Below are 14,829 nucleotides of genomic sequence, written 5' to 3' on the forward strand. Positions count from 1 at the left end.
ACAGGCTAGTCCGACGCCGATCGTCCCGCCACAGCCTGGCGTACTACTTCGCCCCACGACTGTTCAGCGAGGTCTGCCACTGCAGCAAGGATTTCCGACGGCGGCCGGGACAGGTCCAGCGGGTACTCCACGATGTCGATGTCCGTGTTCAGGATGCGCCGCAGCTTCACTTCCCCCGCCCCGGCATAAACCAGCCAGGCCGTAGGGACCCGCAGGGCGGTGCAGTAGGCCAGCAACTGGTAGTGGTCAGCGCTGAGGGAAGCCCCGGCGTCGGAAGCTGCCTTGTACTTGGAGTCGTACACCACCACGGGCCGGCCGCCCAGGAAGTGCACCGCATCCGGACGGACGGTCAAACGGTCTGAATCCCGGACGGCCTCGTTCAGGAGCGCGCCGTATTGAAGGCGCATCTCACCCGGGTGGGCGGCCATAGCGCTTCGCAGGGCGGTCCCCACGAATTCCTCGAACACCTGCCCCATGTCCACCACGAAGGACGCCGTCTGCTGCCTGCCCTGGCCTGCCTCCGCGGAGGCATTGCGCAGGATGACTTCAGCCAGGCGCAGCACCGCGTGGAATCTCAGGTTCATCCGGCTGGCCCGCCACGGCGGCAGCGGCGCGCCGGGCTGAAGGCGGGTCACGGCGTCGAGCTTTCCCTTGAGCTGCCGCAAGCGGCTCAGGACGTCGGGACGGACCCCGGGAACCTGGCCCATGCGTTCCAGTGCGGCCCGGAGGATCCTGTTCTCGGCGATGTCTTCGGTGAACTCGTCATAGGAGACCTCCAGCGGCACCATCATTCCCGGACGCCGTGAGATCTGGTCCGAGATCCGGATACGGCCCTTGACGGTGCGCAACGACTCTTCGACGGTGAGGTAGCCCTGCAGAACCCCACGGCTGAGCGCTTTATCGGCCAGCTGCGCCAGGGACTCCGCCAGCGCACTCCACAGGTCCGGGTGCTCCACGGCTTCCACGGAATGGTCGCGAAAACCTTGGTCCCCGGCGTAGCTGAGCAGGAACAGCAAGCGGCTGAGACCCAAACGGTCCTTGGGCCGGACTTCCAGTTGCACTGTGGCCGTCCGAACGGAGCCCACCTTGCCCGCGGGCTCAATGCGGTAAAGGCCCATGCCCATGGGGGATGCCTTGGCCAGCCCGCTGGTGTTGATGAAAGCCGCGGATTCGGGATCGAGTTTTTCCACCACCCCGCCCGAGAGCTCGTCCATGACGATGTGCCGGGGCCCCTTGTTGGCGCCCCGGGCACTGGACGGTGCCCTCGCCGGCCTTGGGGGGATGGCGTTAGCGGTCCCCAAGACGTCCCAGCAACTGGTCCAGGCCGAAGCGCTCTTCCAACTGGGCCCGGTTCAGCTGCCCGTGGTAGTGCTCCTCCAGCAACGGCATGAGCTCGTACTTCCAGATCCGGCGCAACCCAGTGGGGTTCTGGGCGGCGTTCTTCATGAAATACGAGGGTCCGATCATGAGGTCCCGGTCCCAATCGTCGATCGAATCATTAAGGGCATCCAGCAGGTCCGCGTTGAGGGTGTCCAGCCCGCGGGCCTCCAGGAAGCGGCGCAGCGAACCACGGACCGGTTCCACCTTGGGGTGCAGCTCGATGAACGCGAAGCGGCGGCGGATGGCCGCATCCATCATGGCGATGGAGCGGTCCGCGGTGTTCATGGTGCCAATGATGTAGAGGTTGTCCGGCAGGCTGAAGGGCTCGTTGGGGCTGTACTGCAAGTAGATGCGGTCGTCCCGGTACTCCAGCAGGAAGTACAGCTCACCGAAGACCTTGGCCAGGTTGGCGCGGTTCATCTCGTCGATGATCAGGAAGTACGGCTTGTGGGCGTTTTCCGGCTTTGCCGCTTCCTCGGCGAGTCGCCGCAACGGTCCGGCGACCAGCTTGAAGGACACCTGCCCGTCGTCGGTCTTGTCCGGCCGGTACCCCTCAAAAAAGTCCTCGTAGGCGTACGACGGGTGGAACTGGACCAGTTTCACCCGTTCATCGGTGTGGTCACCGGCGAGCTCAGCGGCCAGGTGCTTGGCGAGGTAGGTCTTGCCGGTCCCCGGGGGGCCGTAGAGGACCAGCTGGCGGTTCTCTTCGAGCAGTTCCGCGATCTCCTGCAGCGGCTCAAGGTCCATGTGGAGGGACGCTGCGAACTCTTCGGTCAAAGGCCGGAAGCCCTGCTGCACAACCTCGACGGCGACAGTGGGCGGCGCTTCGTCCTCGCCGTCGGTTTCGGCTTCCACGGGGAGCAGTTCCTGCAGCGCCTGGATGACCCTGGTGACATCGACGAGGATGCCGGGGGTGGACAGCTGCCGCTGGGCGTGGCGGGGAAGTTCGGGGATGGCATAGCTGTCGTCGAACCACCGGACTTTGCGGCGGATGCGGCGGTTGTCCTCGTCGTGCTCCGGCTCGCCAAGGACCACGCCAACGCGCACACGGCCGGCATGCTGGTACAGCGTGAGATCGCCGGGCTTCATGACGGTGAGGAAAGCGAAAACAGCCGTCTTGGTGTCTTCGCGTTCCACGTAGCCCAAGTGTTTGTAATCCTCGTCCACGGCGTGCTGGACGACACCGGCTGTGACGCCCGCGGTCAGGGTGCGGAGGTGCTGCACGTCCAGGGTTGCCTTCTCTTCGGCGACCCAGGAAGCGAGCAAATCCGCGTTGTCATGGTGGGTCCGCAGGAGCCAGGACCGGCGTCCCGGGTCTCCCACTTTGCGCCATTGGCTCACCAATTGCCGTGCGTACCAATCGATGCGCTGCCCGGCCTGCTCGTCCAGGTGCAGCCGGATGCGGTGGATGTCCGCTGTGATGTCCTCATCCGTGTCACCCTTGGCACCGCCCACCAGCGAGGCGAAGGCGTCCCGGATTTCCTGGCGTTCAACGTCAGCCACCACGGGCTCGAAATAACTTGGCCACACCAAGTACTCGATGCTCCGGCGCAGGGCAGGCTGGTCATCGGGCGTTGCTGCTGCCAGTTCGTGGAACATCAAAGGGTCCGCGAGGGCCCTGTTGATGGTTGCCGTGCTTTGGCTGTCCACGTGGGCTACGAAACGGCACAGCCACTTCAGGTGATCCCAGATGGTCCAGTTGAATTCTGCGGTACGGTCGCGGATCACCCCGTGGTCCGTCATGCCCTCGTACAGTTCTTCCGGAAGCTCGATGGGCGGCTCAACCCACGACGCAGCCTCGGCTACCCGGGCGCGCTTGACCCTCAGGGACTTGACCTCGTGCGCCAGCGGCAGCGACTGCAGGAAGAGCAATTCGACGGCCAGCAGCTTGGCTTCCCGGGAAGCGCCCTCCAGATTGTTCCGAAGGTTGGTCATCATGGGCGCCTTGGAGTCTTCCACCCCGCGCTCGAGCCTCTCGAGGAGCTCGGCGGCAGCATCCGCAGTCCAGGTGAGCGTCCGGCCATCCAGCGCCGAGGGTTTCCCGTGAAGCGCCGGACCGAGCACATACCAGGCTGCGTCCTCGATCTCCTTGGAGACTCCGGGGGCGCGGTCAATGGCAGGTTTCAGGGAGGGAATCACCCTGCCAACTTACCTTGTTTGGTTTAACCAAGCATCTGGATATCCACAAGCTTCACGTGCTATTGGCCCCACCTGCTGCTAGCTGCCGTCCCGGAGGTCGGCGGGTGGTTCCTCCGTCAACTCAATGGCGTCAAAGCGCGCCTCGCAGCTGGGTCCGAGTGGCGCCTGGGACATGAAACCCACGTGGACCGGTTTTTCCGTGTCCAACCGGAAAAGCCTGACGAATGACCATTCCCGCCCGTCCGCCGAGGAGTGGAACGCCCATGCCGGCCCTACCCGGCTGACCCGCAGATATACCCAGGGTGCGGTGACCACCGGCCCGTTGGAGTCGTCCGAATAGCTGTTGGTCACCACGCTGACCACCATGGCCTCGCCTTGCGGAGAGAACTCGAAGCAGAGCTTGGCCCAGTGTTCGCTGTCCGCCCACAGACTCAGCACCCCGGCGTCGAACGTTGTCCTGGGCGACGCGACCAAAACCCTGGCGGAGAGCGAGAAAGCCGCTGGGGCCCTGAAGCCCAGCGCTGTGGCTCCGTGTTGCGGCTCTCCGCCAAGGGAGTCGTTGGTCCAGTCGACGCCGGGTGCGGCGGTGAGCACCAGCGCTCCCTCTGCGTCGTCGTAGCTGGCTTGGCCAACCGTCGAGGTCCACTCCAAGGGCGGGAGTCCTGCAATTTCGGGTATCACGTCCGTGCTCCGTTCATCGTCGCTTTAGTCGTCCAGAACACGCTTTCAGAGCTTGCCCCGGATGTGCGGGAGGCCACACCGGGGCACCCCTCAATGCATTCCGAACTGGTAAGCGGCCGGCACCGGTTCGTCAGGACACACCTCTTGCCACAATGAGGCAATCGCGTCCTCGCCCTCGCGGAGGTCCGGAACCTCCACGCCTTCGCGCAGAATCGAGGCCGCTTCATTGGCGTTTCCCGTTCGTGCCAGCGCCAGCGCCTTCAGGAAACGCAAACGCCCGACGGCGGCACCATCGTGGAGTACCGACTCCGCCAGTTCCAGGGCCATGGCGGGGTCCCCGTGGCGGATGCTGAGCGTCACGGCCTCCGTGAGCAGGGCTCTGTTGGAAGAGTCTGCCCCGACGCCCTTGCGGAGTTCAGCCAGCCCTTCGGCGTCCTGGCCGTTTGCGAGCAAGGCCAGCCCCAGTCCACGGTGCGCGAGCGCCTTGATACCCGGTGCGACCCCGTCGTCGGAGATTACCTCGCGGTAAAGATCCTTGGCGCCGTTCAGGTCCTGGCGGGCATGGCGCATGGTGGCCAGGTGGAACGTAGCCGCGGGACCGTCCTGATCGGCCAGCAGCTGTTCCCAGTCCACCCCCGCGACGAAACTGGTCGCGCCGTCGAACGCCTTTCCCTTGAGCAGCCCAAGCCATGGCTCCTGTTCCGGGGAAACGCCCTCATCCACGAACGGCGTACCGCTTTCGTCAATCCACGACAGACCGGCCTTCAGCCGCCGGACCCTCTCCACCACGCCCCAGCCGCTGCCGTGCAGGAGCATTTTCGACGGCGGGACGTTGGCATTGGTGATGGCCTCGGGCAGCATGGCTTCAAGGGATTCGTGTGGCAGGAGCGCTTCCAAACGCTCACCGGCGTGGGCTACCGCGGCATCCCAGTCAGTGCTGTGGGCCGTATCCGTATTCAGGTGTCCGTTGCCGTACGCCTCCACCCACGCCCACTCTGCACCGGCGGGCATGACCAGGTGTTCGAACTGCGTCTGTGCCAGGCCGGCCTGGATCTCCGCGTACGGGCCGGCTCCCGGGCTCAGCCATTCCTGCCAGCGTTTGCCGCCCTGTCCCTGGCCCCATACGAAGAGCTTCTTTCCCCGCAGGAGCCCCGTTGACAGCATCGCCAGCCCGTCGCCGTCGTCGTCCGCTGCCACAACCCAGCGCCGCTCGGAAGGGTCGATGTCGAAGAAGAAGTCCGCCGCGTGCGGGCTGTTGACCGGCCACGTGCCGTCATAGCCTTCGTGGGTGGTGGGCCTGACGCGGGTGATGTCCGTGGTGTAGTCGCTGCCGTAGGCCTCGTGGGCGGGCGCGATGACACGGGTGCGGTCAGTCTCCGGGATCGCGGCATTGCTCCACCAGTACATGGGGACGTCGTGGTCGTTCGGGTTCCGGATCCGAACCGCTGCCAGCACCACGGGCGATTCTGCGGGCAACCAGATGTCTACCTGGAACACCACTTCCCGGAGCCGTTCGTACTCCCACATCCGCAGGATGTGTTTGCCGTCCGGGGTGTGGACGATCGCCGTGTGCAACGGATCGCAGCTGGTGGGCGAATGGCCGCGGGTCCCGATGTTCCACTCAAGCCCGCCCGCGAACCAGGCCTTGCGCAACGCGATGTTGGCCAGCTGCGGGGCGTCATGGGTGTGGAGGAGCTGCTTGCCTGTTGCTTTGTCGAACAGTTCCCAGATTAGGCCGCCCAGGGACGGGAGGACTGTCACCTTGAGCTTGCTGTTTTCAAGCACGACGGCGGGAAACTCCCTGGGTGCCGTCTCCCGGCTGTAGCCGTCCTGCATGAGATACGGGTAGATGTTGGGCACCACGCCGTAGCGGGCCGATGCCTGCAGTTCCTCCGGCACGCCTTCGCCTACCGTGTAGGGCTGGTCCAGTTCGGCGGCAACCACCGGTAGCGGGTTGAGCGGGCCGAGCTCAGCCATGGTCAGGGAGATGGTGGTGACGGTGATGCTGGAAGTTGCGGTGTCTGGCACGTCAGTATCCGATCATGAGAAGGAGGCCGCGCTGCGGCTCAAGGGTGATGGCCTGGCCGGGCGCGTAGTCCATGGCGGGCTGGAAGCCGCGGATCGCGGGCGCCTTGATACTGGCGGCGGGGGCTGTGGAGGTTTCGTCGGTGAGGGCCGCGTTGTCGAAGATCAACGTCACATCCTCAGTTTCCCCGGCCCATGAGGCCAGCGCCACCACCATCCCGTTGTCCGTCAACCACGTGGTTGCCAGGACATCCGGGTGGCTGGTCCGCACTGGCGTGTGGGGGTCCCAGAACCCGTGCATCCGGGCACGTTCCAGGTTGTTCGCCGCCCAGAACTCCCACAGCGGACGGTTGTCCACCGCGGGTGCCCGGCCCGTCATGCCGAACACCATTCCGCGCCACGGGTTGCCGCCGCCTTCGAGCATCTCGCCCATGAGGCCGAAAGGAATGCCGGACAATTCCACCAGCCAATAGTCGGGGTCTGTGCCGTTGTAGTCGAAATACTCCCCCAGCCACAGCCTGTCCACATACGGCAATTGCTCCATGTACAAATTGGCTGATGAGGCGTAGCCGTCGTTGGCGGTGAACTGGTTGGCAGAGTGGAGGTCAATCTCCGGGCCCTCTACTCCCCTTTCCCTGCAGGCCCTTTCCAAGACCTTGCGGACGCGCACCATGGCGTGCCGGTCAAAGGCCAGGTCATCGAGGTAGATACCGTCGATTCCGTCGTCACCGGCAGCCAGTTCCTGCAGGCTGCGCACGTAGAAGTTCTCCCACCGCGACCCGCCCGTGGTCACCACCGCGATGTCCTCCACGTTCGGGGCAAACCAGGCCGAGACGTAGCCACTGCCGGCATGCTCCTGCAACCAGCTGTGGCCGGCGCCCGGACCGTCGCTGAAGATCTCGTGGTCCAAATGTAGCAGCGGCAACAGCTCCGGGCTGTGGAACGTGAGCTCACGGACAGTGTTGTAGATCTTGGCTGTCAGGCCCTCCCGATGGCACTGCGCCACGTATTGCCGAAGCGTTTCCTTCGTGAGCAACGGATCATTGATATACGGTGCAGGCGCTGTCGCATGGTGGATATTGACCACAGTGGCTCCGGCCGCCCTGATCTCCGATGGGTCTTCAGGGGCGTGGAAGTAGCGCTTGCCCAGATGCCTGCCGGGTTGGATTGGCTTGAAGGGTGTGAGCAGAAGCCGGAAATCGAAGTGGAGCGGCTCGTTCGGCGTCAGCGTGCGGGCACCGCTGAACGCGCGGACCGACACTTTGCCGTTGGCAGTCCGAAGCCGGACGCCACCCCTCACCCCGTCCTCCTGGCGGTTGGCCCACGACGCCGGTTCCAGCAACGGCTTTTCCCGGTAGAAGTTGGTGTTCAGGGGACGCTGGTACTTCTCATCCCGCAACGACAACTGAAGCCCGGCGTTCACCCTTCCCAGCCACAGTGCATCCTGGTTCCTGGCAGCCACGTCCCACATCCAGTCCAGGGTCTCCGGCCGCCGGCCGCCCGGAACGCCCAGACCCATGGCCAGCGGGACGGCGTCCTCGTCGAACGAAAGCTGCAGCCCGACGTCGTTCACGTCCAGAGTCTTCCGCGGCGCGAGCCGCAGCGAGTACTCAACTGTTCCATCGGCGTCGAGGGTGGCGTTCAGCTCCAGTGACAACATCGCAACGCCGTCCTGGCTGCCCGTCCAGTTGCAGCACCACGAGACCCGTGCAGGCCCTTCCGCGTTGAACGTCAGTGGCGAAAACTCCCAGCTGGTCCCCTCGATGTGCACAGCCATCGGAACGTCGAAAAGCCCGACGGCGGGACCATCCGTCGACGTCACGTCGCCCGTGAAGCTGGACGTCACTTGGGCGGGCAACCCCGATGCCGACAACCGCAGGCTCCGGCCAAGAATCCCCAAGGTTCGTTCCCGCTCGTCCACGGTGATGGCAGTGAAAGGAGCCACGAGCTCGGCGTCCTGGGCCACGGCAGAATCCAGCCATGCCAAGCGCCGAAGGAAACGTGGATCGCCGAAACCACCTTCCAGGATGTCCGGGTCCGTTTCCGTCGCCACGTCCAGCGTGACCTCGATTTCCTGCGCAGCCTCACCTTCCGCATGGATGGTGACCATGGCGGAATGCGTGCTTCCGGCGGCGCCACGGGGCACGGGAAGGACCACGAACAGGGCCCGCACCGTGCCCGCCGGGACGGCCAGCTCCTTGTGCCATGGCCTGCCCAGCCGGTCTACGCCGTCGGAGTTGATGCAGTGACCCCCGGCTGATGACATGACGTCCACGGAGACGCCAGCAAGGTCCTTGAGCGCGTACAACCCCAGCTGCACCACATAGTCCTCGCCCGCAACGGCGCCCGCCCGAAAGGTGTCCGACGGCCCGTTGGCCACCCAGTGCGCAGGCAGGCCAGTACTCATGGAGACGGGATTCAGCCGGTCTTCGGGAAACACCAGGAAGGCCTCGCCCTTGTGGCACGAATGGAACTGTTCCAGTTCGTCCGCCCGGGCCGTGAAGTTCATCGGCGCGAACGAGTCCCGCTCACTTGCGGCCTCGTAACGGACGACCGTCGCGTTGGGCAGCCCGGCCTGCGCCGGTTCCCGCCAGGCCGAATACCCGACGGCGGCAGCCCACCCCGGCTCTGCCGTCGGACGACGCGGGAGGTACTGGGCCTGGGGATAGTGGGGTTTGCCCAGCATCGCGTAGGGCAGGTAGTAAACGTAGTAGATCCCCGGGCCGTCGATGGCTTCGAAAAGGAGGGTTCCTGATTCCCTGGTGCACTCCTCTATGACCACATTGCGGACCCTGGCGCCCGTCTTCCCGGAGACGACGATGACATCCACTGTCGCGGGGTCCTCATCCTGGCGCCGCCACGGCAGGACAAGCTTGTATGCCGGGGCCGTTGGGGCAACCTGGGCCGTCGAGACAACCTGGGCCGTTGGGGCAACTTCCACCACGAAGCGGTGGTTGCCGTACAGCAGTTTGTCCCACGTTCCGATGCCGCATGCCACCTCAGGATGGCCGGAGGTTGCGCTGTTGCTTCGACTGCTGGGTGGACGGGAATTGACGGCCGGTGAAACCGGCGAGGGCAGCGGCATCGCTGGGACTCCTGGAAGTAGCTTCGGGGCTTCTTCACCGAGTTGGTGAATCCTTACATCATCCGGTCGTTCCGCGGAATCGTAAAGGGTCATTGCGATGCGTACTCACTGGGATTTGCCCTGCCAGAGGCTGGACGGCAGGACTAATTCAGCCTAGCCAGATTCAAGGCGTTGATTTTCGCTTTGGCGGCACGGACGGTTTCGCGGTCCGTGACCGTGTAGGCCGTGGGATCGCTGCCGTCCTGGGTACCCAGGGAAATCGTTCCTCGGCCGAGCGTGGAGACGGTTTTCTTGGCGGACAGGTGGACCGCACTCAAACCTGCAGCGTGCATCGCCGGGATGTCTGCCAGGGCCAGTCCCCCGCCGGCCATGATCTCGATGGCACCTCCGGCGCGTTCCACCATGGTGGCGAGCGTGCCGAGGCCTGCTCCCGCCGTCGCTGCATGCCCCGAGGTGAGGACCCTGGTGAACCCCAGCTCCATGAGCTGGTCCAGGGCAGCCAACGGATCCTTCGATTGGTCGATGGCCCGGTGGAAGGTCAGCTGTGCCTCCGGCCTGGTCTCCTTTGCCGATTCCAACAAGCGCCGGATGGTGTGCACGTCGACTGTCCCGTTGGGTTCGAGTGCCCCGATGACAACCCCGTTTGCTCCTTGGCGCAGCAGATGCCTGATTTCATGCACCATGGTGTCCACGTCGGAGGCCGAGTACAGGAAATCACCGGGCCGGGAGCGGATCAGTGGATGGATTTCCAAACGGCCGTCGACGTGTTCCATGCTGGCTTCCAGCAACCCCTGGCTGGGTGTGACGCCGCCCAGTTCCAGGCTGCTGCACAGCTCAATGCGATGGGCACCCTCAGCGGCAGCCACACCTGCACCGGCGGCGCTGACCACAGCGATTTCAAGTTTCATGGTGAAACTCTACGGGCAATCGGGCAAAGTCCTCCCGGCTAGGCCTTATAGCGTTCGAGCTTTTCCTTCTGGGCAGCCGTGAGCCTTAGAACCCTTCCGGTTGCCTCGGCGACAAAGGCCAGGTGGGTGGTAGCCTTCACGCACTCTTCCCGGGTCACGGGATCCTTGATGACGTAGTGAAGATCGAAGCTGGCCCCTTTGATGGCGCCCACCCAGATCTCCACGACCGCCGGAATATTGCGGTAGTCCAGGGTCCGGACGTAGCGGACCCTGTGCTCCACCACCAGGGTCATGACGCCCTCCTCAACGTCGTTGAAGAGGGCTGCCGGTGGTTCGACGCCGGGAAGCCCCGCACCGCTGGGCGGCCCGAAGGCTGCGATGCGGGCTTCCTCGAGGATGCGCAAAATCTGGACATTGTTGATATGTCCGTAAGCGTCCATGTCACCCCAGCGCATGGGCACCAGGACCTCGATGCGCCGGGGTTCCACGGACTCCTCCGGTTGCTGCGTACTCAGCTGTGCACCGCCGTCGAATCATCCACCGCAGTCTCTTCCCCGCCAGCGAACTGGGACATGTACAAGCGGTAATAGGCGCCTTCGAGGGCGAGGAGCTGGGTGTGGTTACCCTGCTCCACGATCTGGCCGTTTTCCATCACCAGGATGGTATCGGCGTCGCGGATGGTGGACAGGCGGTGGGCGATGACGAAGCTGGTCCGGTCCGTCCGGAGCGCTGCCATGGCCTTCTGCAGCAGCAGTTCCGTACGGGTGTCCACCGAGCTGGTGGCTTCGTCCAGGATCAGCAAGGAAGGATCGGACACGAATGCGCGGGCGATGGTGATGAGCTGCTTCTCACCGGCGCTGACATTGTTGCCTTCTTCATCAATGATCGTCTGGTAGCCATCCGGCAGGGCACGGACAAAGCGGTCCACGTACGTGGCCTTCGCCGCTTCCATGATCTGCTCTTCCGTGGCATCCAGCTTGCCGTACTTGATGTTGTCGTAGATGGTCCCGCCAAAGAGCCAGGCGTCCTGCAGCACCATGCCCACCTTTGACCTGAGCTCGGAACGGGTGAGGTCCTTGATGTCCACGCCGTCCAAGGTGATGCGGCCGGAATTGAGCTCGTAGAAACGCATCACCAAGTTCACCAGGGTGGTCTTGCCGGCTCCTGTGGGCCCAACAATGGCCACAGTGTGGCCCGGCTCGGCACTGAAGGAAAGATCCTCAATGAGTGGCTTGTCCTCCACGTAGCTGAACGAGACATGCTCGAACTCAACATGGCCGTCAGTCTTTGCCGGAAGGTGGCGCGTACCGTTCTCTTCGACCTCTTCATCAGCGTCCAGGAATTCGAAGACACGCTCAGCGGAGGCGACGCCGGACTGCAGCATGTTGGCCATGCCGGCAATCTGGCCCAGCGGCTGCGTGAACTCGCGTGAGTACTGGATGAAGGCAGTGGCATCGCCCAGGCTCATGGAACCCGAAGCAACCCGCAGGCCACCCACCACGGCGATCCCGACATAGGACAGGTAAGAGACGAAGTTCATGGCCGGGAAGATCACGCCTGAGACGAACTGTGCACCGAAAGATGCCTTGTAAAGTTCCTCGTTCTTCTCGTCGAAGCGCGTCAGCATGTCAGCGTCGCGGCCGAACACCTTGACCAGGTCATGGCCGGAGAACGACTCTTCGATCTGCCCGTTCAACGCGCCGGTGTTCTTCCACTGCGCAGCGAAGAGCTTCTGGCTGCGGGCACCGATGACCCCGGCAACAACACCGGAAAGCGGCAGTGCGATCAACGCGATAAGCGCCAGCTCCCAGGACACGATGAACATCATGACCGTAATGCCCAGGACCGTGAGGACGGAGCTGACCAATTGGGAGAACGCCTGCTGGAGGCCTTGCTGGACGTTGTCGACGTCGTTGGTCACGCGGGACAGGATGTCGCCGCGCTGGCGGGTGTCGAAGTAGTTCAGCGGCAGGCGGTTGAGCTTGGCCTGGACATCGTTGCGCAGTTTCTTGATGACCCGCATGACGATCCTGTTGAGCAACCAGCCCTGCGCCCACAGGAAGATGTTGGCCACGAAGTACATGAGCAGCACTATCGAGATCAGGAACGTCAGCTTGGAGAAGTCGATCCCGTTGGTGAGTTCCATCTTGGAGACCATGTCGGCAAAGTTCCCCTGGCCCTGCTGCCGCATGAGCTCAACGAACTGTTCCTGCGATACCCCGGGCGGAATCTGCTTGCCCATCACACCGCCGAAGATGACATCCATGGCACTGCCCAGAACCTTGGGTGCGATCACGTTGAGGACCACGGAAACGATCACGAGGCCGATCACGATGAACACACCGATGCGTTCGGGCTTCAGCAAGCCCATGAGCCGCTTGGCGGAAGGCCAAAATTCCTTGGCCTTCTTTGCGGGCACATCACCGAACATGCCGCCATCGGCCTCCGAGGGGACGTACTCCTCCTCAACGAAGTCGTCGTCGTCCAGTGCTTCCGTTGCAACCTCTGCCGCAGCGGTTGCCTTGGCATCCTTCGCGGCTTCGGCCTTGGCAGCCCAGCCACGCTTCTTCTGCTGGTTCTGCTCGCTCATGCCACTTCCTCCACACTCAGCTGGGATTCGACGATTTCCTGGTACGTCGGTGACGTCTCCAGCAGTTCGTCATGCGTTCCCCGGTCAACGATGCGGCCGTTGTCCAGGACAAGGATTTCGTCAGCATCGGCAATGGTGGAGACACGCTGGGCCACGATGATGACCGTGGCATCCTTGGTCTTCCCCTTCAGGGCCTTCCGGAGCCGGGCGTCGGTAGCCACGTCCAGTGCCGAGAAGGAATCGTCAAACAAGTACACGTTCGGCTTGGTCACCAAAGCCCGGGCGATGGAAAGCCGCTGGCGCTGTCCACCGGAGACGTTGATACCGCCCTGGGCGATGCGCCGGTTGAGGCCGGAGGACTTCTCCTCCACGAAACCCTTGGCCTGCGCGGTTTCCAGCGCGTCCCACAGTTCCTCATCCGTGGCATCGGGCTTGCCAAAGCGCAGGTTGTGCTCGATGGTTCCGGAGAACAGGTACGGCTTCTGGGGTACCGCCGATACACGACTGGTGATTTCAGAGGCATCCATCTCGGTGACAGGAACGCCGTCGAGCAGAACCTCACCGGAGGCGACGTCATAAAGGCGCGGCAGCAGGGAGACCAGGGTGGTCTTGCCCGCACCGGTGGATCCGATGATGGCGAGGGTCTTGCCCGGCTCCGCCGTGAAGGAGATGTTGCTCAAGACCGGTGCTTCAGCACCCGGGTACTTGAAGGTGACGTCACGGAATTCGACGCGTCCCTTCTTTTCAGCCGGCACTACCGGCGAAGAGGGGTTGTGGATGGACGGCTCAACGTCCAGGACCTCGCCGATGCGGTCTGCACAGACGGAGGCGCGCGGAATCATCATGGCCATGAAGGTTCCCATCATGACGGCCATGAGGATCTGGAGCAGGTACTGCAGGAAGGCCGTGAGGGCACCCACCTGCATGTCACCGGAATCGACCCGCTGCCCGCCGAACCAGAGCACCGCCGCAGTGGACAGGTGCAGGATCATGCCGATCGCCGGGAACATCAGGACAAAGAGGTTGCCGATCTTCACGGATACGGCCGTGAGGTCCTGGTTGGCATCGCCGAAACGCTTGGCCTCGTGGGGTTCGCGAACGAAGGCGCGGACAACCCGGATGCCGATGATCTGCTCGCGCAGAACGCCGTTGATGGCATCGATCTTGGTCTGCATGGAACGGAAAAGCGGCATGAGCCGGACAACGAGATAGCCAACCACTGCCACCAGGACAGGGACCGATACCCAGACGAGCCAGGAAAGGCTGAGGTCCTCACGGAGGGCCATGATGATGCCGCCAACGCACATGATGGGCGTGGAGACCATGAAGTTCAGGCCCATCAGGACGAGCATCTGGACCTGCTGGACATCGTTGGTGCCGCGGGTGATCAAGGTAGGGGCGCCAAAGCGGTTGACGTCCTGGGCGGAAAAGCTGCTGACCTGGCGGAACACGCTGCGGCGCAGGTCGCGGCCGATGGCCATGGCAACGCGGGCGCCGAAGTACACGGCGATGATGGCGGAAAGCACCTGTCCCAGGGCGACAGCGAGCATGAGCGCACCGGTCTGCCAGATGAAATCAGTGTCGCCGCGGGAAACTCCCTCATCGATGATTTTGGCGTTCAGGCTGGGGAGGTAGAGCGTGGCGATGGTGGACGCCAGCTGAAAAAACAGCACGGCCACAATCTGCGGCAAATACGGCTTTGAGTAGCGCCGTATAAGGGTGACAAGCATGCCCACGGGTCCTTAGAAAGAGTGCGTGAATGTGATGAAAAGAAGTTTGGCAGCAGAGGCCGACAGTATTAGCCTCCCCACTCTACGAAATCCGTTGCCCCGGCGAAACAACTTCGGGAAAAGATCATCCCAGCGGAGTATCTGCCGTGTCGTGCATGCTCCCCCAGCGGCAGAAGGTTGCCGGAACACAGCAAAGCGCCGGCTGGAATCCCAGCCGGCGCTTTCAGTCCTGCCCTGTTCGGCCCTGTTCGCTGGACCTGTCCCGGGCCCCGTTCGCTTGACCTGTCAACT

At 63.6% G+C, this 14,829-nt stretch carries 8 protein-coding genes and 1 pseudogene; all 9 read right to left on the reverse strand.

Annotated features, from left to right (window positions below; all coding sequences use genetic code 11):
• Positions 1 to 5: 5 nt before the first annotated feature.
• The 9 genes and pseudogenes from PV760_RS04685 to PV760_RS04725 all read right to left on the reverse strand — a co-directional run bounded on the left by PV760_RS04685 (position 6) and on the right by PV760_RS04725 (position 14,538).
• Positions 6 to 1,214 carry a 5-methylcytosine restriction system specificity protein McrC gene (locus PV760_RS04685; RefSeq protein WP_039240112.1) on the reverse strand — a complete coding sequence of 403 codons (1,209 nt, stop codon included), beginning with the start codon at positions 1,212 to 1,214 and terminating at the stop codon, positions 6 to 8.
• A 73-nt stretch (positions 1,215 to 1,287) separates the two neighbouring features.
• Entirely contained in the window at positions 1,288 to 3,519 is a 2,232-nt protein-coding gene (locus tag PV760_RS04690) for an McrB family protein (RefSeq protein ID WP_055974383.1), read from the reverse strand.
• Between the two features lie 78 nt (positions 3,520 to 3,597).
• The gene (locus tag PV760_RS04695; protein ID WP_079581190.1) at positions 3,598 to 4,200 is read right to left on the reverse strand and encodes a DUF1349 domain-containing protein; all 603 of its coding nucleotides are present in this window, start codon (positions 4,198 to 4,200) and stop codon (positions 3,598 to 3,600) included.
• Positions 4,201 to 5,277: 1,077 nt separating this feature from the next.
• Positions 5,278 to 6,177: pseudogene (locus tag PV760_RS21460) on the reverse strand (DUF5107 domain-containing protein); the annotation flags it as partial.
• Positions 6,178 to 6,229: 52 nt separating this feature from the next.
• Positions 6,230 to 9,310 (reverse strand): glycoside hydrolase domain-containing protein, encoded by a 3,081-nt coding sequence (locus tag PV760_RS04705; RefSeq protein WP_354627265.1) that lies wholly within the window; start codon positions 9,308 to 9,310, stop codon positions 6,230 to 6,232.
• Positions 9,311 to 9,453: 143 nt separating this feature from the next.
• The gene (locus PV760_RS04710) at positions 9,454 to 10,218 is read right to left on the reverse strand and encodes a copper homeostasis protein CutC (protein WP_039240108.1); all 765 of its coding nucleotides are present in this window, start codon (positions 10,216 to 10,218) and stop codon (positions 9,454 to 9,456) included.
• Positions 10,219 to 10,256: 38 nt separating this feature from the next.
• Positions 10,257 to 10,673: an acyl-CoA thioesterase gene (locus tag PV760_RS04715; protein WP_354627276.1), complete on the reverse strand. Its 417-nt coding sequence runs from the start codon at positions 10,671 to 10,673 to the stop codon at positions 10,257 to 10,259.
• Between the two features lie 56 nt (positions 10,674 to 10,729).
• Positions 10,730 to 12,808 (reverse strand): ABC transporter ATP-binding protein, encoded by a 2,079-nt coding sequence (locus tag PV760_RS04720; protein ID WP_039240107.1) that lies wholly within the window; start codon positions 12,806 to 12,808, stop codon positions 10,730 to 10,732.
• Complete coding sequence (locus tag PV760_RS04725; RefSeq protein WP_354627266.1) at positions 12,805 to 14,538, reverse strand: ABC transporter ATP-binding protein; 1,734 nt, start codon at positions 14,536 to 14,538, stop codon at positions 12,805 to 12,807. Before PV760_RS04725 ends, PV760_RS04720 begins: the two co-directional genes overlap by 4 nt.
• Between the last annotated feature and the right edge of the window lie 291 nt (positions 14,539 to 14,829).

It is taken from the genome of Paenarthrobacter sp. CC6 (assembly GCF_040560085.1).
Taxonomy (GTDB): Bacteria; Actinomycetota; Actinomycetes; order Actinomycetales; family Micrococcaceae; genus Arthrobacter; species Arthrobacter nicotinovorans.

Excerpts from the sequence above, each read along its gene's own strand:
- PV760_RS04685 (WP_039240112.1), bottom strand. The coding sequence starts at position 1,214 with ATGGACGAGCTCTCGGGCGGGGTGGTGGAAAAACTCGATCCCGAATCC.
- PV760_RS04705 (WP_354627265.1), bottom strand. The coding sequence starts at position 9,310 with ATGCCGCTGCCCTCGCCGGTTTCACCGGCCGTCAATTCCCGTCCACCC.
- PV760_RS04710 (WP_039240108.1), bottom strand. The coding sequence starts at position 10,218 with ATGAAACTTGAAATCGCTGTGGTCAGCGCCGCCGGTGCAGGTGTGGCT.
- PV760_RS04715 (WP_354627276.1), bottom strand. The coding sequence starts at position 10,673 with ATGCGCTGGGGTGACATGGACGCTTACGGACATATCAACAATGTCCAG.
- PV760_RS04720 (WP_039240107.1), bottom strand. The coding sequence starts at position 12,808 with ATGAGCGAGCAGAACCAGCAGAAGAAGCGTGGCTGGGCTGCCAAGGCC.
- PV760_RS04725 (WP_354627266.1), bottom strand. The coding sequence starts at position 14,538 with ATGCTTGTCACCCTTATACGGCGCTACTCAAAGCCGTATTTGCCGCAG.